Below are 23,912 nucleotides of genomic sequence, written 5' to 3'. Positions count from 1 at the left end.
CTTGGGTGCCCGCACGAAGCCCACCGGGGAACCCGGGCTAGTCTTCATGGCGTGAAGGTCCTCGTCATCGGCGGCGGCGCCCGCGAACATGCCCTGTGCCGCTCTCTGTCCCTCGATCCCGACGTCAACGCGCTGTACTGCGCTCCAGGCAACGCCGGCATCGCCGAGGTGGCCGAGCTCCGCCCCGTCGACGCCCTCGACGGCGAAGCCGTCGCCCGCCTCGCCACCGAACTCCGCGCCGACCTGGTCGTCGTCGGCCCGGAGGCCCCGCTGGTAGCGGGCGTCGCCGACGCCGTGCGCGCGGCCGGCATCCCCGTCTTCGGCCCGTCCGGCGAAGCGGCCCAGCTGGAAGGCTCCAAGGCCTTCGCCAAGGACGTGATGGCCGCGGCCGGCGTCCCGACGGCCCGCAGCTACGTGTGCACCACCCCGGAAGAGGTGGACGAGGCCCTCGACGCCTTCGGCGCCCCCTACGTGGTCAAGGACGACGGCCTGGCCGCCGGCAAGGGCGTCGTGGTCACCGCCGACCGCGCCGCCGCCCGCGCCCACGCGCTCGGCTGCGACCGCGTCGTCATCGAGGAGTTCCTCGACGGCCCCGAGGTCTCCCTCTTCGCCATCACCGACGGCGTCACCGTGCTGCCGCTCCAGCCCGCGCAGGACTTCAAGCGCGCGCTCGACGGCGACGAGGGCCCCAACACCGGCGGCATGGGCGCGTACTCGCCGCTCCCCTGGGCCGACCCGAAGCTCGTCGACGAGGTCATGGCGAGCGTCCTGCAGCCGACCGTGGACGAGCTGCGCCACCGCGGCACCCCCTTCTCCGGGCTGCTCTACGCGGGCCTCGCGATCACCTCGCGCGGGGTACGGGTCATCGAGTTCAACGCCCGCTTCGGCGACCCCGAGACCCAGGTGGTCCTGGCCCGGCTGCGCACCCCGCTCGCGAGCGTGCTGCTGAACTCGGCCAACGGCACCCTGGACGCCGAGCCCCCGCTCCGCTGGCGCGAGGACGCGGCCGTGACCGTCGTCATCGCCTCCCACAACTACCCGGAGACCCCGCGCACCGGGGACCCCATCACGGGCCTCGCCGAGGTGGCCGGGCAGGACGCCCCGCACGCCTACGTGCTGCACGCCGGAACCCGGCGCGAGGGCGACGCGGTGGTCAGCGCGGGCGGTCGCGTGCTGTCGGTGACGGCGACCGGTTCCGATCTGGCGGAGGCCCGGACAAGGGCGTATAAGGCCGTCTCCCGGATCGGGCTCGACGGCTCGCAGTACCGCACGGACATCGCGGCGAAGGCCGCGGAGGGCCGCTGAGCAGCGGGATTGCACGGAAGCGGGCCCGGTGCGCACTCGGTGCGGCCGGGCCCGCGCGCATGCCCGCGTGCGAGTGCATCCAGCCGCGTTCGAACGCACCCACCTTTACCCAAAGCCATTCCATCGGGTGATCGTCACCCGGTCTGCCTGACGTCCGCCCTCGCCCCAACTATGGTGCGGCGCAAGCATTCCGGTGCTCGTTCCGGCACATGGCCCACCGGCATTGCGATGTCAGTGGCTGGTGTCACAGTGGGGGAGTGAGCAACGCCGCCGCAGGGCAGAGGGGGTGAGGTCCGGTCGTGTCCGGAACCGGTTCGATCGCTGAAGTGGGCACGCCGTCCGCGCGTTCCCGAGCCTTGGCCGTGCTGCGCGTGCGCAGCAGGGCACTGGCCGTCGGGCTGCTGCCCGCCGCCCTCGCCGTGGTGCTGGTGAGCGCCCGGACGACGGGCCGGCTCGCCGGTGACCCCTGGCCGGTCGTGACCCTCGCCGTGTGCGCCTTCGCCGCGCTCGTTCTCCTCGTCGGCGGGATCTTCGCCGCCGTCGTCCTGCGGGCGAGCCCCGCCATGACCCCGACCGTGCCGCTGTCGGAGGCCGCCGCCCCCGATCTCTACCGGCTCGTGCGGGACCTGGCGGACCGGATGGACGTCCCGGCGCCCTCCGCGATAGCCCTGACGCCCGACTGCGACAGCTGGCTGGAGGACCGCACCCACGCGGCCCACCGCCGCGCCCGTACGCGCACGGGTATATCCGGTGGGGTCGGTGGGGCCGCGGCCTGCGCCGCCCCCGAGTCCGAGCCGGGCGCCGCCCCGGTGCTGGTGATCGGCTCGCCGTTCCTGTGGTGGATGCGCGTGGCGGAGCTGCGCGCGGTGCTCGCCCCGGTGGTCGCCGGTACGGGTCCCTCCGCGCATCCGGACATAGCCGACGCGCGCGGATTCGTACGGGGCCTCGACGCCGCCGTGGACGTGGGCAACCGGCGCTTCCTCGGCTGGATCGCCGCCCCCGCCCGGCTGCTGCTGCGGCTGTGCCGGGTCGACGCCGCCGAGATGGAGCGCGGGGTCGCCGCCGCCGCGTCGGACCGTGCACAGGGTGTGGACTACGGGCTGCGCATCGTGGCCCAGGAGCAGGTCGGGCTGGCGTACGCCGGCTGGGACCGGCTGCTGACCCGTGTCGCGCTGCCCGCCTGGCGGATGGGCCGCTGGCCCACGCACCTCGACGCGGGCGTGGTGTCCGCGCTGACCGAGCTGTCCCGGCGCGACCGGCTGGCCGACGGGTTCACCTCGCGGCTCGGCGAGCGCCCGGCGTGCGATCTGCTGGAGCAGCCGGGGGCGGTGGACGAGGCCGCCTCGCTGCTGGCCGCGCGGCTGTTCCACGGCGGACCGGCCGAGGCCGGGCCGGACTGGTCCCCGGTGGACTGGGCGGCGTATCCGGAGGAGGTCGTCGACCGCAAGTGGCGGACGGAGGCCGCGCGGCTGCTGACCGCGCTGGACGCGCTGTCCGCGGTGTCGGTGCCCGCCGCCTCCACGGTGGAGCGGGTGCTGACGTACCTCACGGACGCCGACGCCGACGCCCTGTCCGGCCGGCTGAGCGGTGACCTGGCGAGGGATGCCGCGCCCGCCGCGGCCCCGGCCGGTGCCAGGGGGGCCGACGCACTGCCGCTGTTCCCGCTGGAGGCCCCGCGCAGCGGGCGGGACCTGCTGGCCGATCACGTGGTGGCCCTGGTGTGCTGCGCGGCGGTCGACTCCGCCGGCGGTGAGCCCGGGCTGGACTGGCTGGACGGGCCCGTGCTGCTGGTCGCCGGGGTCCGGCGGGCCGATCTCGCGGGGCGGGTGCTCTCGCTGGTGGAGGACGGGGACTCCGGGCCGCTGCGCGACTGGCTCGCGGAGGTCGGCGTACGCCCCGAGAAGCCGGTCCGGCTCGTGTAGCTCCCGATGGCTGCCTGGGTGATGGCTCCCCGGGCAGGGGCACAGCCCGCCGCCCGGGGGCACCGGTTGAAATATTCGCGACGAACGGTGACGGACTGCGTGCGTTATGTGATGTGCTGGGACCGGTCGTGGCGTTCGGGGGAGCGAGGGAGGGGAACGGTATGGGTGCGGAGCAGATCCGGCGCTGGGAGTCAGGTGCGCTGGCGCACGCGGTGACCGACCCCTTCGGGCAGGGCCCGCTGCCGTGGTTCCGGGGGAGCGAGCTCTACTACGACGACAGCGGCCAGGTCGTGCCCTGGTACGTGGATCCGGCCGTCGCCGCCGGTCAGATCCCCCGCGCCCGCGGCAATGGCGGCCCCCGAACCGCCGACGACGTGCACCGGCAGATCAAGGGGTTCACCTCCACCGGAGCCGTGGCGCCCGGTGAGGCCATCGACTTCCACATCACCGTGGACCCGCCGCAGCAGTTCTCGGTCGACGTCTACCGCATCGGCCACTACGGCGGCGACGGCGCCTCCAAGATCACCACCAGCCCCCGGCTCTCCGGCATCGTCCAGCCCGCGCCCCTGGCCGCCGACCGCACCGTCTCCTGCCACCACTGGTGGCTGTCCTGGCGGCTCCAGGTCCCTTCCTACTGGAGCGTCGGCGCCTATGTGGCGGTCCTGACGACCGCCGACGGCTACCGCTCGCACATCCCCTTCACGGTGCGGGACGACCACCCGGCGGATCTGCTGCTCCTGCTGCCCGACATCACCTGGCAGGCCTACAACCTCTACCCCGAGGACGGCCGCACGGGCGCGAGCCTCTACCACGCCTGGGACGAGGAGGGACGGCTGCTCGGCGAACGCGACGCCGCGATCACCGTCTCCTTCGACCGCCCCTACGCCGGCGCGGGCCTGCCCCTGCATGTCGGTCACGCCTACGACTTCATCCGCTGGGCAGAGCGCTACGGCTACGACCTCGCCTACGCCGACGCCCGCGACCTGCACGCCGGCCGCGTCGATCCCACCCGTTACCGCGGCCTGGTCTTCCCCGGCCACGACGAGTACTGGTCGGCCCCCATGCGCCGCACCGTCGAGCGCGCCCGCGACCACGGAACCTCGCTCGTCTTCCTCTCCGCGAACACCATGTACTGGCAGGTCGAGCTCTCGCCCTCGCCCTCCGGGGTCGACGACCGCCTCCTCACGTGCCGAAAACGCCGCGGCCCCGGCCGCCCCAGCCTCTGGCGCGAAGTCGACCGCCCGGAGCAGCAGCTCCTCGGCATCCAGTACGCGGGACGGGTCCCCGAGCCCGCGCCCCTGGTCGTGCGCAACGCCACGCACTGGCTCTGGGACTCCACCGGAGCCTCCGAGAACGACGAACTGCCCGGCCTGGTCGCGGGCGAGGCGGACCGGTACTTCCCGCGCACGCAGCTCCCCGAGCACCAGAGCCGGATCCTGCTCGCGCACTCCCCGTACGAGGACGGCGAAGGCCACCTCCGCCACCAGGAGACCTCGCTCTACCGGGCCCCCAGCGGGGCGCTCGTCTTCGCCTCCGGCACCTTCGCCTGGTCCCCCGCCCTCGACCGCCCCGGCCATGTGGACGAGCGGGTCCAGCGGGCCACCGCCAACCTCCTCGACCGGATCTGCAAGAGGGACTGACCCGGACCCGTTGTCCGGGTTCGCGGGCGGGTACGGGAGAATGGCCCTGCGCTCGTACAGAACCACAGGGAGACCCCGTGTCCGGATTCGTCGAAAAGCCCGAGCCGGTCCAGGTGCCCGGCCTCGTCCACCTCCACACCGGCAAGGTGCGCGACCTCTACCGCGACGAGGACGGCCGGCTGGTCATGGTCGCCAGCGACCGGATGTCCGCCTTCGACTGGGTCCTGCCCACCGCGATCCCGGACAAGGGCCGCGTCCTCACCCAGCTGTCGCTGTGGTGGTTCGACCAGCTCCAGGACCTCGTCCCGAACCACGTGATCAGTACCGAGCTGCCCGCGGGCGCTCCCGCCGCCTGGGCCGGCCGCACGCTGATCTGCCAGAACCTCGACATGGTCCCCGTCGAGTGCGTGGCCCGCGGCTACCTCACCGGCTCCGGGCTCGCCGAGTACGAGCGGACCCGTACGGTCTGCGGCCTCGCCCTCCCCGAGGGCCTCGTCGACGGCTCCGAGCTGCCCGCCCCGATCTTCACCCCGGCCGCCAAGGCCGCGGTCGGCGAGCACGACGAGAACGTCTCCTACGAGGAGGTCGCGCGCACGGCCGGTCCCGAGACGGCCGCGCTGCTGCGCCAGGCCACCCTGGCCGTGTACGGGCGCGCCCGTGACATCGCCCGCGAGCGCGGCATCATCCTCGCGGACACCAAGTTCGAGTTCGGATTCGACAAGGACGGCAGCCTGGTCGCCGCCGACGAGGTCCTCACCCCGGACTCCTCCCGCTTCTGGCCGGCCGACCTGTGGGAGCCGGGCCGCACGCAGGCCTCCTTCGACAAGCAGTACGTCCGCGACTGGCTGAACTCCCCGGCCTCCGGCTGGGACCCCAAGGGCGAACTCCCGCCGCCGGCCCTCCCGCAAGAGGTCGTGGACCGGACCCGGGCCAAGTACGTCGAGGCCTACGAGCGGCTCACCGGCCACTCCTGGTCCTGAGGCCCCCGGCCGCGGGCCCGGCCCCCGCGGCCGGGCCCCTGGGCCCGTCCCGAGAACGAGAGAAGCCCCGGTCCGAGGACCGGGGCTTCTTCACTGCTGAGCGGACAACGCGACTCGAACGCGCGACATCCACCTTGGCAAGGTGGTGCTCTACCAACTGAGCTATGTCCGCATGCGCCGTAGCGCGAGAACTACTATACCCAACCTCGCTCGCGTGCGAGACGCACTGCCGTGTGCCTGTTCTCGGCACCCAGTTTCGAGGCGGCCGAGGACAGGTAGTTCCGTACCGTCCCCGGCGACAGCGAGGCCCGTTCCGCGATCTCCGCGATCGGAGCTCCGTCCCCGGCCAGTTCCAGTACCTCGGCCTCGCGGGCGGTCAGCGGGGAGTCCCCCGCGCTGATCGCGTCGGCCGCCAACTCGGGGTCGACGTAGCGGCCCCCGGCGTGCACGGTCCGGATCAGCTCGGCCAGCCGCTGCGCCGAGACGGTTTTCGGCGCGAAGGCGCGCACACCGGCGGCGAGGGCCCGCTTCAGGTGCCCCGGGCGCCCGTGACTGGTCACGATCATGGTCTTGCAGTCGGGGAGTTCGGCCCGCAGGGATGTGGCCACGCTCACACCGTCGGCCCCCGGCATCTGCAGGTCCAGTACGGCCACGTCAGGCCGGTGGGCCCGCGCCATGGCGAGCGCCTCCGGCCCCGAGGCCGCCTCGGCGACGACCAGCAGATCGTCCTCCAGGCCCAGCAGCGCGGCCAGCGCGCCCCGGATCAGGTGCTCGTCGTCGGCCAGCAGTACGCGTACGGGGGTCATGCCCGTGCCTCCAGTTCTCGGACCGGCCCGGCCGCCGGGCCGGGGATCTCGGCGCGCAGCCTGAACCGGCCGCCGTCCACCGGGCCGGCCTCCAGCGTGCCGTCCAGCACCGCGAGCCGTTCCCGCAGGCCCGCGAGCCCCGAGCCCGGCGGCCCGGCCGGGACCCTGGGGGCCCCGTCGTTCTCCACCACCAGCGTGAGCGCGCCCGAGGGCTCCGCCGTCAGCCGGATCACGCAGCTGCGGGCGTCGCCGTGCCGCAGTACGTTCGTCGTCGCCTCGCGCACCACCCAGCCGAGCGCCGACTGGGCCTCGGCGGGCAGTTCGCGGGCCTTCTCGTACTCGACCAGGCAGTCCATCCCGGCGGCGCGCAGCACTCCGCGCGCGCCTTCCAACTCCACCGAGAGGTTCGCCTCCCGGTAGCCGCGGACCACGTCGCGGACCTCCTTCTGGGACTCCCGGGCGATCCGCTGCACCTCGGTCATCTGGTCCACGGCTTCGGGGCGTCCGCGCCGGGCGAGCTGGACCGCCAGCTCGCTCTTGAGCGCGATCACCGCGAGGTTGCGGCCCATCACGTCGTGCAGGTCCCGGCCGAAGCGCAGCCGCTCCTCGGCCACCGCGAGCTGTGCCTGGACCTCGCGGGCCCGGTCCAGCTCGTAGACGGTGTCGAGGAGCCATCCGGAGAACCCGCAGGCCGCGCAGAGCAGGGCGCTGGTCAGCAGCAGCCCGACGGTCAGTGCGACGCACTCGCCGGCCGGGACACCGGAGACGAGCGCCGCCAGACCGACGAAGGCGGCCGAGACCGGGGGCACGTAGCGCATCTGCCGGAGCTCGCGCAGACACAGGACGAGGGTGCCGCCGGTGAAGCAGGTCATGCCCACGGCCAGGGGTGCGGCCACCGACGGTTCACCCGCGTGGCCGGTGGCGCGCAGGGCGAGGACGCCCAGTGCGGCGGCGCCGGTCAGGGCGGTGGTGACGACCGCGAGCCGTACGGGCCGTTCGCGCCGGCCCAGGATCCAGTCGAGGGCCCGGGAGGAGAGGAAGCCGACGAGTACGGCGTGCGCGCACACCACCAGGAAGAGCGGGACCGCGATGGCCGGAGAGGTCTCGCCGGCCATGGTGCCCAGCGCGGCCAGTCCGATCGACACGATCTCGATGACCACGAAGAAGTGGAACGACCAGCGCGTGTACAGCTCGACCTTCCCCGCGCTGCTGCGGTTCTTCCACCAGCCGGTGAGTTTCATGGCCCCAGTCTCGCGGCCGCCGGGCCGGGCCGGCCATGACACTTGTCATCGACCTGGGATATCAGGGGATACCGGGTGCGCCGGGAGATACGGGGGATAGGGGGCCTTCTTCGTATCCCCGGATCCGGGGATACGAAGAAGGCCCCGATCAAAGGATCGGGGCCTTCATACGCTGAGCGGACGACGCGACTCGAACGCGCGACATCCACCTTGGCAAGGTGGTGCTCTACCAACTGAGCTACGTCCGCATGCTTCCCACGACAAAACTGCCGTGCGATGCGTGCATCACTCTACCTGATCCACAACCGTGATCGGTAAAGCGTGCAGAGCGGGTGACAGGGATCGCACACTGCGCCTTCCCCCTGGAAGGAGGATGTTCTGCTACTGAACTACACCCGCACGACTTCGGGGTCTGACCTGCGGCCTCGCCCCTTGGCGTGATCCACACACTAGCGGATCGGTAGGGGTGGATGGCAAATCGGCTCTCAGTGAGCGGCGTTGTACTCCTCGTAGACCTTCTTGGGGATCCGGCCGCGCGGCGGGACGTCGAGCTGGTTGGAGCGGGCCCAGGCCCGGACGACCGCCGGGTCGGGGGCGATGGCGGTGTGCTTGAACGTCTTCCCGGAGCGGGCCTGGCGGCGGCCGGCCGCCACGAACGGGGCGAGGCTCTTCCTCAGCTTCTTTGCGTTGGCCAGATTGAGGTCGATCTCGTACGACTTACCGTCCAGCCCGAAGACGACCGTTTCCGCTGCTTCTCCGCCATCGATGTCGTCGGAGATCGTGACTACTACGCGCTGCGCCACGGATATCGGTCCCTTCGTGCGACGCCGCTCCCCGCTGACTTGCACGGACGGAGCAGTGATGTCGCCTGTGTGGATGTTTCGGAAGAATGCATCTTTCTGCCCCCGCCGCGCAGCCGAAAATGCCGGCGCATCGGAGGAATCCTTTGTACCCCGATTCTCATTGCATTGCGAAGCCCAGTTAATTCTCTCCGCGTGTCCCGCCGCAATCCTGGGCGCGTGGTTTTCCTGCGGATTTTGCGAAGCGTTGGTGAAGCCGAAACCGCTCGGCAGCGACCCGGAGGGGTTATCTACCCGCGTAGAAATTTCGGCCGGGTACGCTGAGGGAACCGCCTTCGCACCAACCACCTCATCGGGAGTGCCAGTGGCACGCGTCGTAGTCGACGTCATGCTCAAGCCGGAGATCCTCGACCCCCAGGGCCAGGCGGTGCAGCGTGCACTGCCGCGCCTGGGCTTCGAAGGGATCGCCGACGTCCGCCAGGGGAAGCGCTTCGAACTGGAGGTGGAGGGCCCGGTCGACCAGGCCGCCCTCGACCGCATCCACAAGATGGCCGAAACCTTCCTCGCCAACACCGTCATCGAAGACTTCACCGTGAAGGTCGAGGCCTGACGGTGACCACTCGCATCGGAGTCGTCACGTTCCCCGGAACGCTCGACGACCGTGACTCGCTGCGCGCCGTGCGCCTCGCGGGAGCGGAGCCGGTCTCTCTCTGGCACCGCGACAAGGACCTCCACCAGGTCGACGCCGTCGTCCTCGCGGGAGGCTTCTCCTATGGGGACTACCTGCGCGCCGGGGCCATCTCCCGATTCTCGCCGGTGATGGAGACGATCATCGAGCAGGCCAGGGGCGGCATGCCCGTCCTCGGCATCTGCAACGGCTTCCAGATCCTCACCGAGGCCCACCTGCTGCCGGGAGCGATGCTCCGCAACAACCACCTGCACTTCATCTGCCGCGACCAGAAGCTGCGCGTGGAGAACGCGGAGACCGCGTGGACCGGCGACTACACCGCCGGCCAGGAGATCTCCGTACCGCTGAAGAACATGGACGGCCGCTACGTGGCCGACGAGCGGGTACTGGACGAACTGGAGGCCGAAGGCCGAGTGGCCTTCCGGTACGTGGACGTCAACCCGAACGGCTCGCTGCGCGACATCGCGGGCATCACCAACGCCGCGGGCAACGTCGTCGGCCTCATGCCGCACCCCGAGCACGCGGTCGAACCGCTGATCGGGACGGGCCGCACCGACGGCCTCCCGTTCTTCACCTCGGTCCTGAAGAAGCTGGTCAGCGCATGAGCCTCGACACCGTCAAGAACGCCACCGAAACCCCGGACGCCTCCCAGCCCTGGAAGGAACTCGGCCTCAAGGAGGACGAGTACGCCCGGATCCGGGAGATCCTCGGCCGCCGCCCCACCGGCGCCGAGCTCGCCATGTACTCGGTCATGTGGTCCGAGCACTGCTCGTACAAGAGCAGCAAGGTCCACCTGAAGCAGTTCGGCGAGAAGGTCCCCCAGAACGACGCGATGCTCGTCGGCATCGGCGAGAACGCCGGCGTCGTCGACGTGGGCCAGGGCTACGCGGTCACCTTCAAGGTCGAGTCGCACAACCACCCCTCGTACATCGAGCCCTACCAGGGCGCGGCGACGGGCATCGGTGGCATCGTCCGCGACATCCTCGCCATGGGCGCCCGCCCGGTCGCCGTCGTGGACCCGCTGCGCTTCGGCGCGGCCGACCACCCCGACACCAAGCGCGTCCTGCCGGGCGTCGTCGCGGGCATCGGCGGCTACGGCAACTGCCTGGGCCTGCCGAACATCGGCGGCGAGGTCGTCTTCGACGCCTGCTACCAGGGCAACCCGCTGGTCAACGCCGGCTGCATCGGCGTGATGAAGCACGAGGACATCCACCTCGCCAAGGCCTCCGGCCCGGGCAACAAGGTCATCCTCTACGGCGCCCGCACGGGCGGCGACGGCATCGGCGGCGTGTCCGTGCTGGCCTCGGAGACCTTCGACGACTCGAAGCCGACCAAGCGTCCGGCGGTCCAGGTCGGCGACCCCTTCCAGGAGAAGCTCCTCATCGAGTGCACCCTGGAGATCTTCAAGGAGAAGCTGGTCGCGGGCATCCAGGACCTCGGCGGCGCCGGGCTCTCCTGTGCCACCTCCGAGCTGGCCTCCGCCGGTTCCGGCGGCATGCGCGTGGAGCTGGACACCGTCCCGCTGCGCGACGCGACCCTCTCGCCCGAGGAAATCCTCATGAGCGAGTCGCAGGAGCGCATGTGCGCGATCGTCGAACCGCGGTACGTGGACCGCTTCATGGAGATCTGCGAGAAGTGGGACGTCATCGCCACCGTCATCGGTGAGGTGACCGAGGGCGAGCAGCTGGAGATCTTCTGGCACGGCGAGCTCATCGTGGACGTGCCCCCGGGCACCGTCGCCCACGAGGGCCCGACCTACCACCGCCCGTACGCGCGCCCCTCCTGGCAGGACGCGCTCCAGGCGGACGACGCGGGCAAGCTGCCGCGGCCGCAGACCTCCGAGGAACTGCGCGCGCAGGTCCTGGCCCTGGTCTCCTCCCCGAACCAGGCCTCGAAGTCCTGGATCACCGACCAGTACGACCGCTTCGTGCAGGGCAACACGGTGCTCTCGCAGCCCGAGGACGCCGGCATGGTCCGCATCGACGAGGAGACCAACCTCGGCGTCGCCATGGCCACGGACGGCAACGGCCGCTTCGCCAAGCTCGACCCCTACACGGGCGCGCAGCTGGCGCTGGCCGAGGCGTACCGCAACGTCGCCGCTACCGGTGCGAAGCCGCTCGCCATCTCCGACTGCCTGAACTTCGGCTCCCCCGAGGACCCGGACGTCATGTGGCAGTTCGCCGAGGCCACCCGCGGTCTGGCCGACGGCTGCTTCGAGCTGGGCACCCCGGTGACCGGCGGCAACGTCTCGCTCTACAACCAGACCGGTGACATCGCGATCCACCCGACCCCGGTCGTGGCGGTCCTCGGTGTGATCGACGACGTCAACCGCCGTACGCCGATGGCGTTCGCGGAGGCCGGCCAGCTGCTGTACCTGCTCGGCGACACCGCCGAGGAGTTCGGCGGCTCCGCCTGGTCCGAGGTCGTCCACCAGCACCTGGGCGGCATGCCGCCCAAGGTGGACCTGGGCCGCGAGAAGCTGCTCGGCGAGATCCTGATCTCGGCCTCGCGCGACGGCATGATCGACGCCGCGCACGACCTGTCCGACGGCGGCGTGATCCAGGCGCTCACCGAGTCCTGCCTGCGCGGCGGCAACGGTGCGCGGATCGTGGTGCCCGAAGCGCTGGACGCGTTCACGTTCCTGTTCTCCGAGTCCGCGGGCCGGGCCATCGTGGCTGTCCCGCGGAGCGAGGAACTGCGCTTCACCGACATGTGCGGCGCACGGGGCCTGCCGGCCACCCGGATCGGTGTGGTGGACGGCGAGGAGATCGAGGTCCAGGGCGAGTTCACGCTCCCGCTGGCCGAGCTCCGTACCGCCCACGAGGGGACGATCCCGGCGCTGCTCGCCTGAGCAGCAGTTTTCCGAGCCCCCGTCCGGAACCGTTCCGGGCGGGGGCTCGTCCGTTCCGGCAAGGAGCCCGCGCCGACGTCGGCGGTGGGGCCGGCGGGGGAACGGGGCGCGGATGTCACAGAGTTGGGGCCGATGGCTCCTCAGAGTCGGGATGCCGGTGATCGTGGCCGCCGTGGGGGTGGGCGGCTGGTTCCTCTACGACCGCTACGGTCTCCGCGCGGAGAGCCGGGCGGAGATCACCGAGGCCTGTCAGGGGCTGGTCGATCCGGCTGCGGTGATGGGGTTCGGCTCGCGCAGGGTGGACGCCGCCCCCGCGGGGGACGCCGTGTGCGTGCTGCGGCATGCGGTCATGTTCGAGGGCCAGGAGGAGATGCGGGAGTTCGTCTCCCTCACGGTGGTGGCCGCCAAGGACGCCGGACCGGGCGGGAGCCGGTTCGAGTACGGCGACCGCGGCGTCACGGCGATCGCGAAGTGCGCCGACCCGGCCGCGTCCGCCGGAGTGACCTCCCTGCGGGTGACCGCCGCCACCGAGGGCGACGGCGGGGGCCGCGGTGAACCCGGATTCCTGTCGGGGCTGGCCCGCGAGGCGGCCCTGCGCGCGGCGGCGAAGGCGGGCTGCGGGACCACCCTGCCCGCGGCTCCGAAGTACTGACCGCCTCCGGACCCCGAGCTGCCGGGCGAAGTAGGGTCGGCCCCATGCCGCCCGCCAAGAAGAAGCCGCGCACGTACGACCACGCCCGCACCCGCGCGGCCGTCCTCGCGCAGTTCGGTCATGTCCGGGACGCTGTAGGGGGGTTGGACCCCGATCAGCTCGCCCGGCCCAGCGGGGTCGGTGACTGGTCCGTCGCCGAACTCGCCGCGCACATCGCCTGGATCGCCGATTCGCTGGCGAGCGGCCTCGCCCGGCCGCCGGCCGCCGTCGCCGAACTGTCCGCCGCCGAATGGCCCTTCGCGACCGCCTCGCTCGCCGGGAAGATCGCCGAGGCGGCCAGGGAGACCCTGGAGGGGGCCCCGCTCCCCGAGCTCTACGACCGGGCCGGCGCCCGCCTGGCCGAGGCGCTCGAAGCGAACCCCGGCGGGCGGGTGCTGGACCTGTGGATCGGGGCGATGACCCTGGCCGACTTCCTGGTCACCCGTACCGTCGAGCTCGTCGTCCACACCGACGACCTGCGCCGCGCCACCGGCCTGGACGTCCCGTTCGACCGCCAGGCCCTGGCGGCCTGCACCCGGCTGCTGTCCGACGCCCTCGCGCTGAAGGCGCCGGGCGGCGCGGTGGAGTTCCGCGTCCCGCCGTTCGCGGTGGTCCAGTGCGTCGAGGGGCCCCGGCACACCCGGGGCACCCCGCCGAACGTGGTGGAGACCGACCCGCTGACCTGGATCCGGCTCGCCACCGGCCGTACGGGCTGGACCGACGCGCTGGACGGGGCCCAGGTCCGGGCCAGCGGGGAGCGCGCCGACCTGTCGGCCCTGCTCCCCCTGATGAGCTGATCTGGAACCGCCCGGGCGCGCGCCGCGTCCCACCGGCATGCGTACGATGCCGCTGCTGCCCGCCGCCCTGGTCGCCTTCCTGGCGCTGTCCGCCACCGCCACCGCTTGCGGTGACGACGGCGCGAGCGGTGGCGCGCCGCGTCCGGACCGGGGCTTCACCGGGACCTGGTCCGTGGTGAGCCTGACCGTGGACGGCCAGACGATGACCGCGCCGAAGCCCGCCGAGCTGACCCTCGGGCCCGCCGAGGGGGGCCACGAGGCCGAGGCCACGGGCAACTACGGCTGCAACGGCTTCACAGCCCGGGTCGTCTTCGCATCGGATACGGACATGACCGTGCGGCCCGGCTCCTCCACCGACATGGCCTGCGAGAACATGCGGTTCGAGACGGCCTTCGCCAAGCTGTTCCAGGGCCGGCTGGCCGTCCGGGAAACGCCGGACACCGTCACCCTGAAGACCGCCGAGGGGGACATGATCAACCTGAGCACCAAGCCGCGTACCCCCGACGCGCCGCTCGTCGCCACCGTGTGGACGGTGGACTCCCTGCTCGACGGGGCCACCGCGAGCTCCCTGCCCGCCGGTGCCGGGGGCAGGGCTCGCTTCACCCTCGCCGCCGACGGATCCGCGAGCGGCAACCTCGGCTGCAACCGGTTCAACGCCAAGGCCGCCGTGGAAGGCGGCTCGGTCACCTTCGGACCGCTCACCACCACCCGGATGGCCTGCCTGGGCCCGGAGGGCGAGGTCGAGCGGGCGCTGACCGGACTGTTCGGCGGCGGCCCGCTCCAATGGCGGATCCAGGGCGACGCCCTCACCCTCACCTCGGCCGGTTCGGGCGCCGGGATCACCGCGAAGGCGGCCTCCGCCGTCGAGTGACCTCCCGGGCTCAGACGTCCGCGGTCCCGCCGCCCCACTTGTTCACGTGCACCCGGCCGATCCCGCCCAGAGCGCGGCGGTTCGGGCAGGACCGGCGGCTCCAGCACCTTGATCCGGAGCGCCCCTCGTAGGGGAAGATCGCCCAGAACGGGATGCCGTCGGCCGGGAAGGGGATCCGCTCGCCGATCGGCAAGGTCCTTACGTACGCACTGGGTTCGGGTATCGCATCGCTCCTGGTCCACAACCTTCCACAGGCTGTGGACCAGGCCATGGGCTCAGCCCGGGTACGGCAGCAGCCCCGCGTTCGTCCTCTCCCAGGCCGCCCGCAGCTCTGCCAGCCGGGCCGGCTCCAGGGCCGCCTTGTCGGCCTGCTCGCGGATGTCCCCGGCCAGGTTGAACAGCTGGTCGGCGCCGGCCTTGCCGCGGTAGTACTTCCAGTCCCCGCGGCGCAGGGCCCGCTCCCCGCGAACCCGCCAGAAGAGGCCGCGCTCGGCGACCTTCTCCCCGCGCAGCAGGTATCCGGCCAGGCTCACCCCGTCCAGCGGGTACGCCGGGTTCGCGCGGGTGCCCGCCAGCTCCAGCAGGGTCGCCGTCCAGTCCGGGGTGAAGACCGGGACGTGGCTGACCTGGCCGCCGTCGAGCCGGGCTGGCCAGCGCACGATGTTGGGTACGCGGATCCCGCCCTCCTGGAGAGAGGCCTTGTTGCCGGAGAGCGGCCAGTTGTGGGAGAAGCGCTCGCCGCCGTTGTCGCTGGAGAAGAACACCAGGGTGTCCTCCTCCTGACCGGAACGCTTGAGCGCCTTCAGCACCTCGCCGACCGAGCGGTCGAGGTCCTCCACCATCTGCTTGTACTTCTCGATCGAGCCGCCGTCCTGGTGCCACAGCGCGCGCCCGTCGCCGGCCCTGATCCGTCGCTCGACCTCGGCGCTCTCCTTGGTGTCCCCGTCGGCGATCCACGGCCAGTGCGGGGTGGTGAAGTTGAGGTTGAGCAGCCAGGGCTTGTCGCCGTGGTCGCGGGAGACGTACTCGGAGGCGCGCTCGGTCAGGATCCGCGTGTAGTAGCGCAGGTCCTTGTACTCGGCGTCGCCCTCGTAGAGGTCGTACTCGCCGCCCAGACCGAGCTTGGAGTAGTACTCCAGCGCCCCGCCGAAGTTGCCGAAGAACTCGTCCCAGCCGGACTTGGTCGGGCTGTAGTCGGGCAGGTAGCCGCAGTGCCACTTGCCTATCAGCGCGGTCGCGTAGCCGGAACCGCGCAGCAGCGAGGCCAGTGTCGGGTGGGTCGGCTCCAGGCCCGCCGACTTGTCGGCGATGGGCTCGGCGAGGCCGCCCTTGGTGCGCCCCGGGTAGCGGCCGGTGTACAGGCTGAAGCGGGTCGGGGAGCAGGTGGCGGAGCCCGAGTAGGCGTCGGTGAAGCGGACGCCCTGGCGGGCGAGCCGGTCCAGGTTCGGGGTCTTGATGTTCGGGGAGCCGTAGGAGGACAGGTCGGCCCAGCCGAGGTCGTCCCCGAGGATGAACAGGATGTTCGGGCGGCGGGAGCGGCGCCCCCGGTCGGCCCGGAACTCCCGTTCCCCGTCGCCCGCGTGCTGGGCTTCGGCGGGCGCCGCCTGGGCCGGGGCGGCGGCTCCCAGCCCCACCGCGGCGGCGGCCGCGGTCACGCCGACGGCGCCGCCGAAGGCGCGCCGGGACAGGTTGGGTTCGTTCGAGGTCACAGGTACTCCAAGGCACGGCCCGCCGGCCGGCTCCGGGGCGGCGCGGGACGGCGCACGGCACGGCGGAGCGGCTCGGACGGGAGGGGTCAGGAAAAGCAGAAAAGGAAAGGGAAAAGCGGCGCGGGCTACGCGGAACAGCGACAGATGGCGCTGGCGACACGGACGAGGTCCACGTGTCGGCGCGCGACGAGGGTGACGGTGCGGTCACCGAGAGGCTGCATGGGCCGGAGCTTGTACGAAACGACAGGTGACTGTCAACCAGGGCAATCCGGATATTGAGACGAACAGGTTCCGTCACCCTGCGTGCTGTGACATTTCCCGGCCATCCCCAATTCGGACCGGTGGTCGATCTCGCCTACACTCGGGGGCGTGCCTCGTGGTGATGGACGACTCAACCACGACCTGCTCCCCGGCGAAAAGGGCCCCCAGGACGCTTGCGGCGTCTTCGGTGTCTGGGCTCCGGGTGAAGAGGTCGCCAAGCTCACCTACTTCGGACTGTATGCATTGCAGCACCGCGGACAAGAGTCCGCGGGCATCGCTGTGAGCAACGGTTCCCAGATCCTCGTCTTCAAGGACATGGGACTCGTTTCCCAGGTCTTCGACGAAACCTCTCTCGGCTCGCTCCAAGGTCATATCGCGGTCGGTCACGCCCGCTACTCGACCACCGGGGCCTCCGTCTGGGAGAACGCGCAGCCCACCTTCCGCGCGACCGCCCACGGCTCCATTGCCCTGGGTCACAACGGCAACCTGGTGAACACCGCCGAGTTGGCCGAGATGGTCGCCGACCTCCCCCGTCAGGACGGCCGCGCCACCCAGGTGGCGGCCACCAATGACACCGACCTGGTCACCGCCCTGCTGGCCGGCCAGACGGACGACGACGGCAAGCCCCTGACCATCGAGGAGTCGGCCACCAAGGTCCTCCCGAAGGTGAAGGGCGCCTTCTCGCTCGTCTTCATGGACGAGGGAACGCTCTACACCGCCCGTGACCCGCAGGGCATCCGCCCGCTGGTCCTCGGCCGCCTCGAGCGCGGCTGGGTGGTGGCGAGTGAGACCGCCGCCCTGGACATCTGCGGAGCCAGCTTCGTCCGCGAGGTCGAGCCGGGCGAGCTGATCGCGATCGACGAGAACGGTCTGCGGACCTCTCGATTCGCGGAAGCGAAGCCCAAGGGCTGTGTCTTCGAGTACGTCTACCTGGCGCGCCCGGACACCGACATCGCCGGCCGCAACGTCTACCTCTCGCGTGTCGAGATGGGCCGGCGCCTGGCGAAGGAAGCCCCGGCCGACGCCGACCTGGTGATATCGACGCCGGAATCCGGCACGCCCGCCGCCGTCGGATACGCCGAAGCCAGCGGGATTCCGTACGGCATCGGCCTGGTCAAGAACGCCTACGTGGGCCGGACCTTCATCCAGCCCTCGCAGACGATCCGCCAGCTCGGCATCCGCCTCAAGCTCAACCCCCTCAAGGAAGTCATCCGGGGCAAGCGCCTGGTGGTCGTGGACGACTCGATCGTCCGCGGCAACACCCAGCGCGCCCTGGTCAAGATGCTCCGTGAGGCCGGCGCGGCGGAGGTCCACATCCGGATCTCCTCACCGCCGGTGAAGTGGCCGTGCTTCTTCGGCATCGACTTCGCCACCCGGGCCGAGCTGATCGCCAACGGCATGACGGTCGACGAGATCGCCACGTCGCTGGGCGCGGACTCGCTCTCGTACATCTCGCTCGACGCGATGGTCGAGGCGACCACCATCCAGAAGCCCAACCTCTGCCGTGCCTGCTTCGACGGCGTGTACCCCATGGAGCTGCCCGACCCGCAGCTCCTGGGCAAGCAGCTCCTGGAGACCGAGCTGGCCGGCGGCAGCGACGCCGCCGACGCGCTCCGGCGCCCCTAGGGTCCGAGGCTCTGCACGGTCCGCGGGCTCGCCCGAGCCCGCGGACCCGCAGGCCCCGCTCACCGGGGCGATCCGCCCGGTCCGCCCCGTCCGCTCATCCTGCTCAATCTGCGCGGGGGCCTGTCTTTCAGGCTTTTCCCGGGTCCCCGCACCACACGCAGCAACGACACGAAAGCTCTCTCCTGTCATGACAGAGAAGACCACCGGTGCCAGCTACGCAGCCGCGGGCGTGGACATCGACGCGGGAGACCGCGCCGTCGAGCTGATGAAGGAGTGGGTGAAGAAGACGCAGCGCCCCGAGGTCCTCGGCGGCCTCGGCGGTTTCGCCGGCCTCTTCGACGCCTCCGCCCTCAAGCGCTACGAGCGCCCCCTGCTCGCCTCCGCCACCGACGGGGTCGGCACCAAGGTGGACATCGCCCGCCGCCTGGGCGTGTACGACACCATCGGCCACGACCTCGTCGCGATGGTCATGGACGACATCGTCGTCTGCGGTGCCGAGCCGCTCTTCATGACCGACTACATCTGCGTCGGCAAGGTCCACCCCGAGCGGGTCGCGGCCATCGTCAAGGGCATCGCCGAGGGCTGCGTCCTGGCCGGCTGCGCCCTGGTCGGCGGCGAGACCGCCGAGCACCCGGGTCTGCTGGGTCCGGACGACTTCGACGTGGCGGGTGCCGGCACCGGTGTCGTCGAGTACGACCAGCTGCTGGGCGCGGACCGTATCCGTACGGGCGACGCCGTGATCGCGATGGCCTCCTCCGGCCTTCACTCGAACGGGTACTCGCTGGTCCGTCACGTCCTCTTCGACCGGGCCGGAATGTCCCTGGAGGCGCACGTCGAGGAGCTCGGCCGGACCCTCGGCGAGGAGCTGCTGGAGCCCACCAAGATCTATTCGCTGGACTGCATGGCCCTCACCCGCACGGCCGAGGTCCACGCCTACTCCCACATCACGGGCGGCGGCCTCGCGGCCAATCTCGCCCGGGTGATCCCGGACCACCTGCACGCCGCGGTCGACCGCTCGACCTGGGCCCCCGGAGCCATCTTCGACCTGGTCGGCAAGGCCGGGCAGGTGGAGCGCCTGGAGCTGGAGAAGACCCTGAACATGGGCGTCGGCATGATGGCCGTGGTCCCGCAGGAGTCGGTGGAGGTTGCCCTGACCGCGCTGTCCGACCGGGGCGTCGACGCCTGGGTCGCCGGCGAGATCCTGGACCGCGGCGAGCACGCGGAAGGCGCGACGCTGACCGGGGACTACGCGAACTGAACCGGTCCGTGAGGTCCGCGCGGATCGTGAGGTCCGCGCGGACCACACGATCCGCACGGCCTGACCGCCGGACCACAGCGATACGCGAGCAGCACGGAAACCCGGCCCGGGGCGATGCCCTGGACCGGGTTTCCGTGCTTCATGCCTGGCGTGCAGACACCGCTAGAGCGTCAAGCGCCGCGACGATGGGCCGACGGACCGGACTCCTCGTCCTCGTCCTCGTCGTCATCGTCGTTGTAAAGAGCCGCGTACTTGGCGTACGGGTCGTCTTCATCTTGATCGTCATCGTCATCGACTTCGACCGGCACGCTGACAGGCAGCGGCGGATCCGTCGGCGATGCGCCCAGCTCATTGGCCAGACGCGACAAGTCAGTCCCGCCGCTGCTGTACTTCAGCTGGCGGGCGACCTTCGTCTGCTTGGCCTTTGCCCGGCCGCGCCCCATGGCTCGACCCCCTCGGTGACGGGGCTCGACGGCCCCAGAGTCTGACACGCGTTCATGGTTCGGAGCGGGCTCTCCGTGGAGAGACCGTCCGTAGGGGTTTAACGGTACCTGCTTCCGGCGCCATACGGTACGCCGCCCGCATGACGCGCCCCGGTGCAGTACCAGCAAGGCGCCCCGTCCTCGCTGGTCAGCTGCGATTTTAGCCCTTTCCTGACGGACGACCCGCCGAAGCGCAGTGAGTTCCGTCTCGCCGCGCCCCGGCGGGCCCGTCCAGAAGCCCCGACCAGGGCCCCGTCAGGATCGAGCTGAGGGGTCAGACCGTGCGCGCGGTGCGGGCGTCCGCCATGCGCTGCTCGGCGATACGGTCGGCGGCCGCGGCCGGCGGGATACCGTCCGTCTTCGCACGTGCGAAGATTTCCAGCGTGGTGTCGAAGATCTTCGTGGCCTTGGCCTTGCAGCGGTCGAAGTCGAAGCCGCGCAGCTCGTCGGCGACCTGGATGACCCCGCCGGCGTTGACCACGTAGTCCGGCGCGTAGAGGATCCCGCGGTCCGCGAGGTCCTTCTCCACGCCCGGGTGCGCGAGCTGGTTGTTCGCCGCCCCGCACACCACCTTCGCGGTCAGGACCGGTACGGACGCGTCGTTCAGGGCCCCGCCGAGCGCGCAGGGGGCGTAGATGTCCAGGCCCTCCACGCGGATCAGCGCCTCGGTGTCGGCGACGGCGCTCACCCTGCCGGCGTACTTGTCCAGGCTGTGCTTCTCGAGGATCTGCTCGACGGACTCCGCGCGGACGTCCGTGATCACGACCTCGGCGCCGTCCTCGAGCAGGTGCTCGACCAGGTGGCGGCCGACCTTGCCGACGCCCGCGACGCCGATCTTGCGGCCGCGCAGGGTCGGGTCGCCCCACAGGTGCTGGGCGCTGGCGCGCATGCCCTGGAAGACGCCGAAGGCGGTGAGGACCGAGGAATCGCCGGCGCCGCCGTTCTCGGGGGAGCGGCCGGTCGCCCAGCGGGTCTCGCGGGCCACGACGTCCATGTCGGCCACGTAGGTGCCGACGTCGCAGGCGGTCACGTAGCGGCCGCCGAGCGACTCCACGAACCGGCCGTAGGCCAGCAGCAGTTCCTCGGACTTCAGGACGTCGGGCTCGCCGATGATGACGGCCTTGCCGCCGCCGAGGTCGAGCCCGGCCAGCGCGTTCTTGTACGACATGCCGCGCGCGAGGTTCAGCGCGTCGAGGACGGCTTCCTCGTCCGAGGCGTACGCGTGGAAGCGGGTGCCGCCGAGGGCCGGGCCCAGGGCGGTGGAGTGGATCGCGATGACGGCCTTGAGGCCTGAGGCACGGTCCTGGCACAGCACGACTTGCTCGTGGCCGCCCTGTTCACTGCGGAACAGGGTGTGCAGGACGCCGTCGGTCATTTCGGTCACGGTGGTGACTCCCATGGAAGAGATGCGGCGGGAAAGACGCCCGCCCTGCGGGTGGGGGAGGGCGTGCTGGGAGCAGCGTAAGACCTGTGGGGCCCGGTGGTTCCGCTCTGTCCGGAGATCGGGACGCCCAGGGGTGAGGAGCCGGCCGGGCGCGGCGCCGTCGGAGTAGCCCCGGCCGGTGCGGGGGAGTACGAGAGCGTGAGCGAATCCCCCGATCCCCGGCTGCCCTCCGCCCGCTCGATGCCCACCGTCCCGTACGCCTCCTACCTGCGCGTCTACGAACCGCTGGCCGCCTTCCCGGAGCCGGAGCGCACCCACTGGGCCGACTATGCCCGGCGCGGGGCGGTGCCGACCGCCCAGGACGAACTGCGTCGGTCGCTCGTGGACCTGGTCCGGGTCCCCGTGGTCGGGGTCCCGGCGCTCGAGAGCGCCGACGCCTTCACCGCCGAGGTGGACGGGGTGCTGCTGGTCTGCCCGTGGCGCACCAGGCTGCGCGGCTGGCTGGCGCTCCAGGAGCTGGTGGCCGAGTTCCCGCTGCCGGTACTCGACGCCGCCCTGCCCGCGGAGGCCCGGCGGCGGGCGGCCGAGGAGTACGAGGCCTGGCGCGGGCGCAATCCCGACGCGCGGCCCTGGATCCGTACCGGGGTCTGGCAGGTGCCGCTGCGCTGGTTCGTCCTGGTGGCCGACGAGGAGCGGGAGTACGTGGCGGGTGAGCGGCTGCGCTACCGGACGCCGATGGTGCAGGCCCGGCGCCGGCTCGCGCGGGCGCTGCGGACCCTGCGCGAGGCGGAGGGGTACGGGATGCTCGCCGAGGGGCTGGTGGAGGTCGGGAGCTGGCTGGAGGAGTTCCACCCCCGCTCGATGGTGGAGCTGGACTACGGCGGGCTGCTGCACGCGCTGCCGGCGGAGCGGCTGGAGGCCGACCGCTCGGCCGGGGACCTCGCGGCGGGGCTCTCGGCGCTGCGGTCCGGCGACCGGGAGGGTGCGGCGCAGACGTACGGGGTCCTGGCGGACCGGTGGCGGGCGGTCCGGGAGCGACTCTTCGCGAATTAGCCGGATCCGGTCAGGAGGGTGGGTAGCGGCTCCGGAGGCCGCTGTCCATCCGCCGATCGACCGAGCGCGGACGGGAACGGCCAGCTCAAGGCCGTGATGCCCTCTTTTGGGTCTTTGTTCCGGGACCTACGTCCCGATACGGGCCATTGGCCCAAGCGTGACGGACCGCACTATCTACACCCTTGCGCCCTTCCCCTACCCTCGTGCCAAAATAGGACAAGGAGTCCGGGGAGGGTTCCTTCCGCCCAACTAAGGGCGGATTGCTCGGTATTGCACTCTACGGGGGGTCTGACGACTCCTGATCGCTCTGTGACTGATCGTCACAGTGGGGTGACTGTCCGTTATGGGACGGTCCATCGGCTTCCGCCGCTGATGAACACCTCGGAGGGCAATTCCATCGGTTTGGCCGTCGAGGCTGGACGGATGGTGTAGTTGTAGTGCCGAGGACAAGCCGTTCGTCCTATAACCGACTCGGCCCGCGTATGTCCATTTCGGGCAACGTGGGCCAAGGTGCAGAATTTAGAGGAAAGAACCGAGATGGTTCGGTTCTCCCGAGGAGGCCGCTCATGACCGCTCGCACCCCTGATGCCGAGCCGCTGCTGACCCCGGCTGAGGTTGCCACGATGTTCCGCGTGGACCCGAAGACGGTCACCCGCTGGGCCAAGGCTGGCAAGCTCACGTCCATCCGCACCCTGGGTGGACACCGCCGTTACCGCGAGGCTGAGGTCCGCGCACTGCTTGCGGGAATTCCGCAGCAGCGCAGCGAGGCCTGAGGTTCCGCAGCACTACTTATTGACGGGTCTATATCGGGTCCCCCAATCCGATGAGCCCCACATAGCTTCAAACGACTGGACCTGCCCCAACAGGTTCATCAGTCGTTCGATCGCGCTGGACTCCGCCGGGTCCAGCGCGATCTTTTTTATGCCTGGTCAGGGCTCTGTCGGACTGGTGTGCGGGGTGGGTCGAGGGAGGGTGCAATTGCACATATTAAATTGAGGGTGCGTAGGGGTGCGATAAAAGGGTGCGTCTCAAAAACACATGTGGTGACTCCCGTCACAGATGATCACTCTTGTGGATCAGGCAATGCACCCCATAGAGGGACGTGTCCCGCAGAGCGCATCATGCGAACGGGCGATTTATCGGGCGGAGCCCGGATCGGGCCCGGGACGGCCCCGCGAGGTCCCGACGGGCCCTCAGGCGGCCCCTGGAGGCGCTGTCGCGCGTCGGGTGGGGTTCTGGTGGATTCCGAGCCCAATCGAGGCTGTGGGGCGGGCTCGTGGCCGGACCTGTGCTCGTGGCCGGACCTGTGGCCCGCTGAGGATCTCGGACCCGAGGCTGTCCTCGACGTGCCCTGGAGCCGGAAACGCGTCAGGGCCCGCATCCCTGAGGATGCGGGCCCTGACGATCTTGCGAACCTGACGGGACTTGAACCCGCGACCTCCACCTTGACAGGGTGGCGAGCTAACCAACTGCTCCACAGGTCCTTGACTTGCACCCGCTGGGCGGCTGCGAATCAGACTGTACCGCAGCTCAGGGGGTGCAGTCGA

22 protein-coding genes and 4 tRNA genes are annotated in these 23,912 nt (G+C 71.1%); 14 read left to right on the top strand and 12 right to left on the bottom strand.

Features of this window, described 5'->3' with window-relative positions:
- Positions 1–51 precede the first annotated feature (51 nt).
- From purD to OG389_RS18685, 4 genes are all read left to right on the top strand, one after another.
- Positions 52–1,305, top strand: coding sequence for a phosphoribosylamine--glycine ligase (purD, locus tag OG389_RS18700; RefSeq protein ID WP_328299617.1), 1,254 nt, complete (start codon positions 52–54; stop codon positions 1,303–1,305).
- 299 nt (positions 1,306–1,604) lie between these two features.
- Entirely contained in the window at positions 1,605–3,227 is a 1,623-nt protein-coding gene (locus OG389_RS18695) for a hypothetical protein (RefSeq protein WP_328299616.1), read from the top strand.
- 161 nt (positions 3,228–3,388) lie between these two features.
- Positions 3,389–4,867 carry a N,N-dimethylformamidase beta subunit family domain-containing protein gene (locus tag OG389_RS18690; protein ID WP_328299615.1) on the top strand — a complete coding sequence of 493 codons (1,479 nt, stop codon included), beginning with the start codon at positions 3,389–3,391 and terminating at the stop codon, positions 4,865–4,867.
- A 77-nt stretch (positions 4,868–4,944) separates the two neighbouring features.
- Positions 4,945–5,847: a phosphoribosylaminoimidazolesuccinocarboxamide synthase gene (locus OG389_RS18685; RefSeq protein WP_328299614.1), complete on the top strand. Its 903-nt coding sequence runs from the start codon at positions 4,945–4,947 to the stop codon at positions 5,845–5,847.
- Between the two features lie 99 nt (positions 5,848–5,946).
- On the opposite strand, the gene OG389_RS18680 is transcribed toward OG389_RS18685, so the two are convergent.
- The 6 genes from OG389_RS18680 to OG389_RS18655 all read right to left on the bottom strand — a co-directional run bounded on the left by OG389_RS18680 (position 5,947) and on the right by OG389_RS18655 (position 8,697).
- A tRNA-Gly gene (locus tag OG389_RS18680) sits at positions 5,947–6,019 on the bottom strand.
- 22 nt (positions 6,020–6,041) lie between these two features.
- Positions 6,042–6,653, bottom strand: coding sequence for a response regulator transcription factor (locus OG389_RS18675; protein WP_328299613.1), 612 nt, complete (start codon positions 6,651–6,653; stop codon positions 6,042–6,044).
- Positions 6,650–7,894 (bottom strand): sensor histidine kinase, encoded by a 1,245-nt coding sequence (locus tag OG389_RS18670; RefSeq protein WP_328299612.1) that lies wholly within the window; start codon positions 7,892–7,894, stop codon positions 6,650–6,652. The genes OG389_RS18675 and OG389_RS18670 overlap by 4 nt, the downstream gene beginning before the upstream one ends.
- A 175-nt stretch (positions 7,895–8,069) precedes the next feature.
- Positions 8,070–8,142, bottom strand: a tRNA-Gly gene (locus tag OG389_RS18665).
- A gap of 79 nt (positions 8,143–8,221) precedes the next feature.
- Positions 8,222–8,293, bottom strand: a tRNA-Gly gene (locus tag OG389_RS18660).
- Between the two features lie 86 nt (positions 8,294–8,379).
- Positions 8,380–8,697 (bottom strand): histone-like nucleoid-structuring protein Lsr2, encoded by a 318-nt coding sequence (locus OG389_RS18655; protein ID WP_328299611.1) that lies wholly within the window; start codon positions 8,695–8,697, stop codon positions 8,380–8,382.
- Between the two features lie 355 nt (positions 8,698–9,052).
- Between OG389_RS18655 and purS the strand changes: the two genes are divergently transcribed.
- The 6 genes from purS to OG389_RS18625 all read left to right on the top strand — a co-directional run bounded on the left by purS (position 9,053) and on the right by OG389_RS18625 (position 14,592).
- Complete coding sequence (gene purS / locus OG389_RS18650) at positions 9,053–9,304, top strand: phosphoribosylformylglycinamidine synthase subunit PurS (protein WP_008740952.1); 252 nt, start codon at positions 9,053–9,055, stop codon at positions 9,302–9,304.
- Positions 9,305–9,306: 2 nt separating this feature from the next.
- Positions 9,307–9,987 carry a phosphoribosylformylglycinamidine synthase subunit PurQ gene (gene purQ / locus OG389_RS18645; protein ID WP_328299610.1) on the top strand — a complete coding sequence of 227 codons (681 nt, stop codon included), beginning with the start codon at positions 9,307–9,309 and terminating at the stop codon, positions 9,985–9,987.
- Positions 9,984–12,233 carry a phosphoribosylformylglycinamidine synthase subunit PurL gene (purL, locus tag OG389_RS18640; RefSeq protein ID WP_328299609.1) on the top strand — a complete coding sequence of 750 codons (2,250 nt, stop codon included), beginning with the start codon at positions 9,984–9,986 and terminating at the stop codon, positions 12,231–12,233. Before purQ ends, purL begins: the two co-directional genes overlap by 4 nt.
- Positions 12,234–12,384: 151 nt before the next feature.
- Entirely contained in the window at positions 12,385–12,885 is a 501-nt protein-coding gene (locus OG389_RS18635; protein ID WP_328299608.1) for a hypothetical protein, read from the top strand.
- Between the two features lie 44 nt (positions 12,886–12,929).
- Complete coding sequence (locus tag OG389_RS18630) at positions 12,930–13,721, top strand: maleylpyruvate isomerase family mycothiol-dependent enzyme (RefSeq protein WP_328299607.1); 792 nt, start codon at positions 12,930–12,932, stop codon at positions 13,719–13,721.
- A 37-nt stretch (positions 13,722–13,758) separates the two neighbouring features.
- Positions 13,759–14,592 carry an META domain-containing protein gene (locus tag OG389_RS18625; RefSeq protein ID WP_328299606.1) on the top strand — a complete coding sequence of 278 codons (834 nt, stop codon included), beginning with the start codon at positions 13,759–13,761 and terminating at the stop codon, positions 14,590–14,592.
- Between the two features lie 10 nt (positions 14,593–14,602).
- Here the strand turns inward: OG389_RS18625 and OG389_RS18620 are convergent, their stop codons facing one another.
- The 3 genes from OG389_RS18620 to OG389_RS18610 form a co-directional block, all read right to left on the bottom strand.
- The gene (locus OG389_RS18620) at positions 14,603–14,785 is read right to left on the bottom strand and encodes a hypothetical protein (RefSeq protein WP_328299605.1); all 183 of its coding nucleotides are present in this window, start codon (positions 14,783–14,785) and stop codon (positions 14,603–14,605) included.
- Positions 14,786–14,867: 82 nt separating this feature from the next.
- Positions 14,868–16,301, bottom strand: coding sequence for a sulfatase-like hydrolase/transferase (locus OG389_RS18615; protein ID WP_328299604.1), 1,434 nt, complete (start codon positions 16,299–16,301; stop codon positions 14,868–14,870).
- A gap of 125 nt (positions 16,302–16,426) precedes the next feature.
- The gene (locus OG389_RS18610) at positions 16,427–16,522 is read right to left on the bottom strand and encodes a putative leader peptide (protein WP_323187867.1); all 96 of its coding nucleotides are present in this window, start codon (positions 16,520–16,522) and stop codon (positions 16,427–16,429) included.
- A gap of 148 nt (positions 16,523–16,670) precedes the next feature.
- On the opposite strand from OG389_RS18610, the gene purF reads away from it, so the two are divergent.
- Together purF and purM are read left to right on the top strand one after the other, a co-directional pair.
- Entirely contained in the window at positions 16,671–18,188 is a 1,518-nt protein-coding gene (gene purF, locus OG389_RS18605; RefSeq protein WP_328299603.1) for an amidophosphoribosyltransferase, read from the top strand.
- A gap of 187 nt (positions 18,189–18,375) precedes the next feature.
- Positions 18,376–19,446, top strand: a complete 1,071-nt coding sequence (gene purM / locus OG389_RS18600) for a phosphoribosylformylglycinamidine cyclo-ligase (RefSeq protein ID WP_328299602.1) — start codon at positions 18,376–18,378, stop codon at positions 19,444–19,446.
- Positions 19,447–19,616: 170 nt separating this feature from the next.
- On the opposite strand, the gene OG389_RS18595 is transcribed toward purM, so the two are convergent.
- Positions 19,617–19,889, bottom strand: a complete 273-nt coding sequence (locus tag OG389_RS18595; protein ID WP_214946570.1) for a DUF3073 domain-containing protein — start codon at positions 19,887–19,889, stop codon at positions 19,617–19,619.
- A gap of 313 nt (positions 19,890–20,202) precedes the next feature.
- Positions 20,203–21,327, bottom strand: a complete 1,125-nt coding sequence (locus OG389_RS18590) for a Leu/Phe/Val dehydrogenase (protein WP_328299601.1) — start codon at positions 21,325–21,327, stop codon at positions 20,203–20,205.
- Between the two features lie 225 nt (positions 21,328–21,552).
- Here OG389_RS18590 and OG389_RS18585 point away from each other — a divergent pair, with 225 nt between their 5' ends.
- Both OG389_RS18585 and bldC read left to right on the top strand, forming a co-directional pair.
- The gene (locus tag OG389_RS18585; protein ID WP_328303901.1) at positions 21,553–22,365 is read left to right on the top strand and encodes a hypothetical protein; all 813 of its coding nucleotides are present in this window, start codon (positions 21,553–21,555) and stop codon (positions 22,363–22,365) included.
- A gap of 566 nt (positions 22,366–22,931) precedes the next feature.
- The gene (gene bldC / locus OG389_RS18580; RefSeq protein ID WP_003949541.1) at positions 22,932–23,138 is read left to right on the top strand and encodes a developmental transcriptional regulator BldC; all 207 of its coding nucleotides are present in this window, start codon (positions 22,932–22,934) and stop codon (positions 23,136–23,138) included.
- A gap of 637 nt (positions 23,139–23,775) precedes the next feature.
- Here bldC and OG389_RS18575 read toward each other — a convergent pair.
- Positions 23,776–23,849: transfer RNA gene (locus OG389_RS18575), tRNA-Asp, on the bottom strand.
- Positions 23,850–23,912: the final 63 nt, after the last annotated feature.

The sequence above is a fragment of the Streptomyces sp. NBC_00435 genome (assembly GCF_036014235.1).
Lineage (GTDB): Bacteria > Actinomycetota > Actinomycetes > Streptomycetales > Streptomycetaceae > Streptomyces.
The sequence above is the reverse complement of the archived record's forward strand: the minus strand, read 5'-3'. Positions and strand labels throughout refer to the sequence as shown.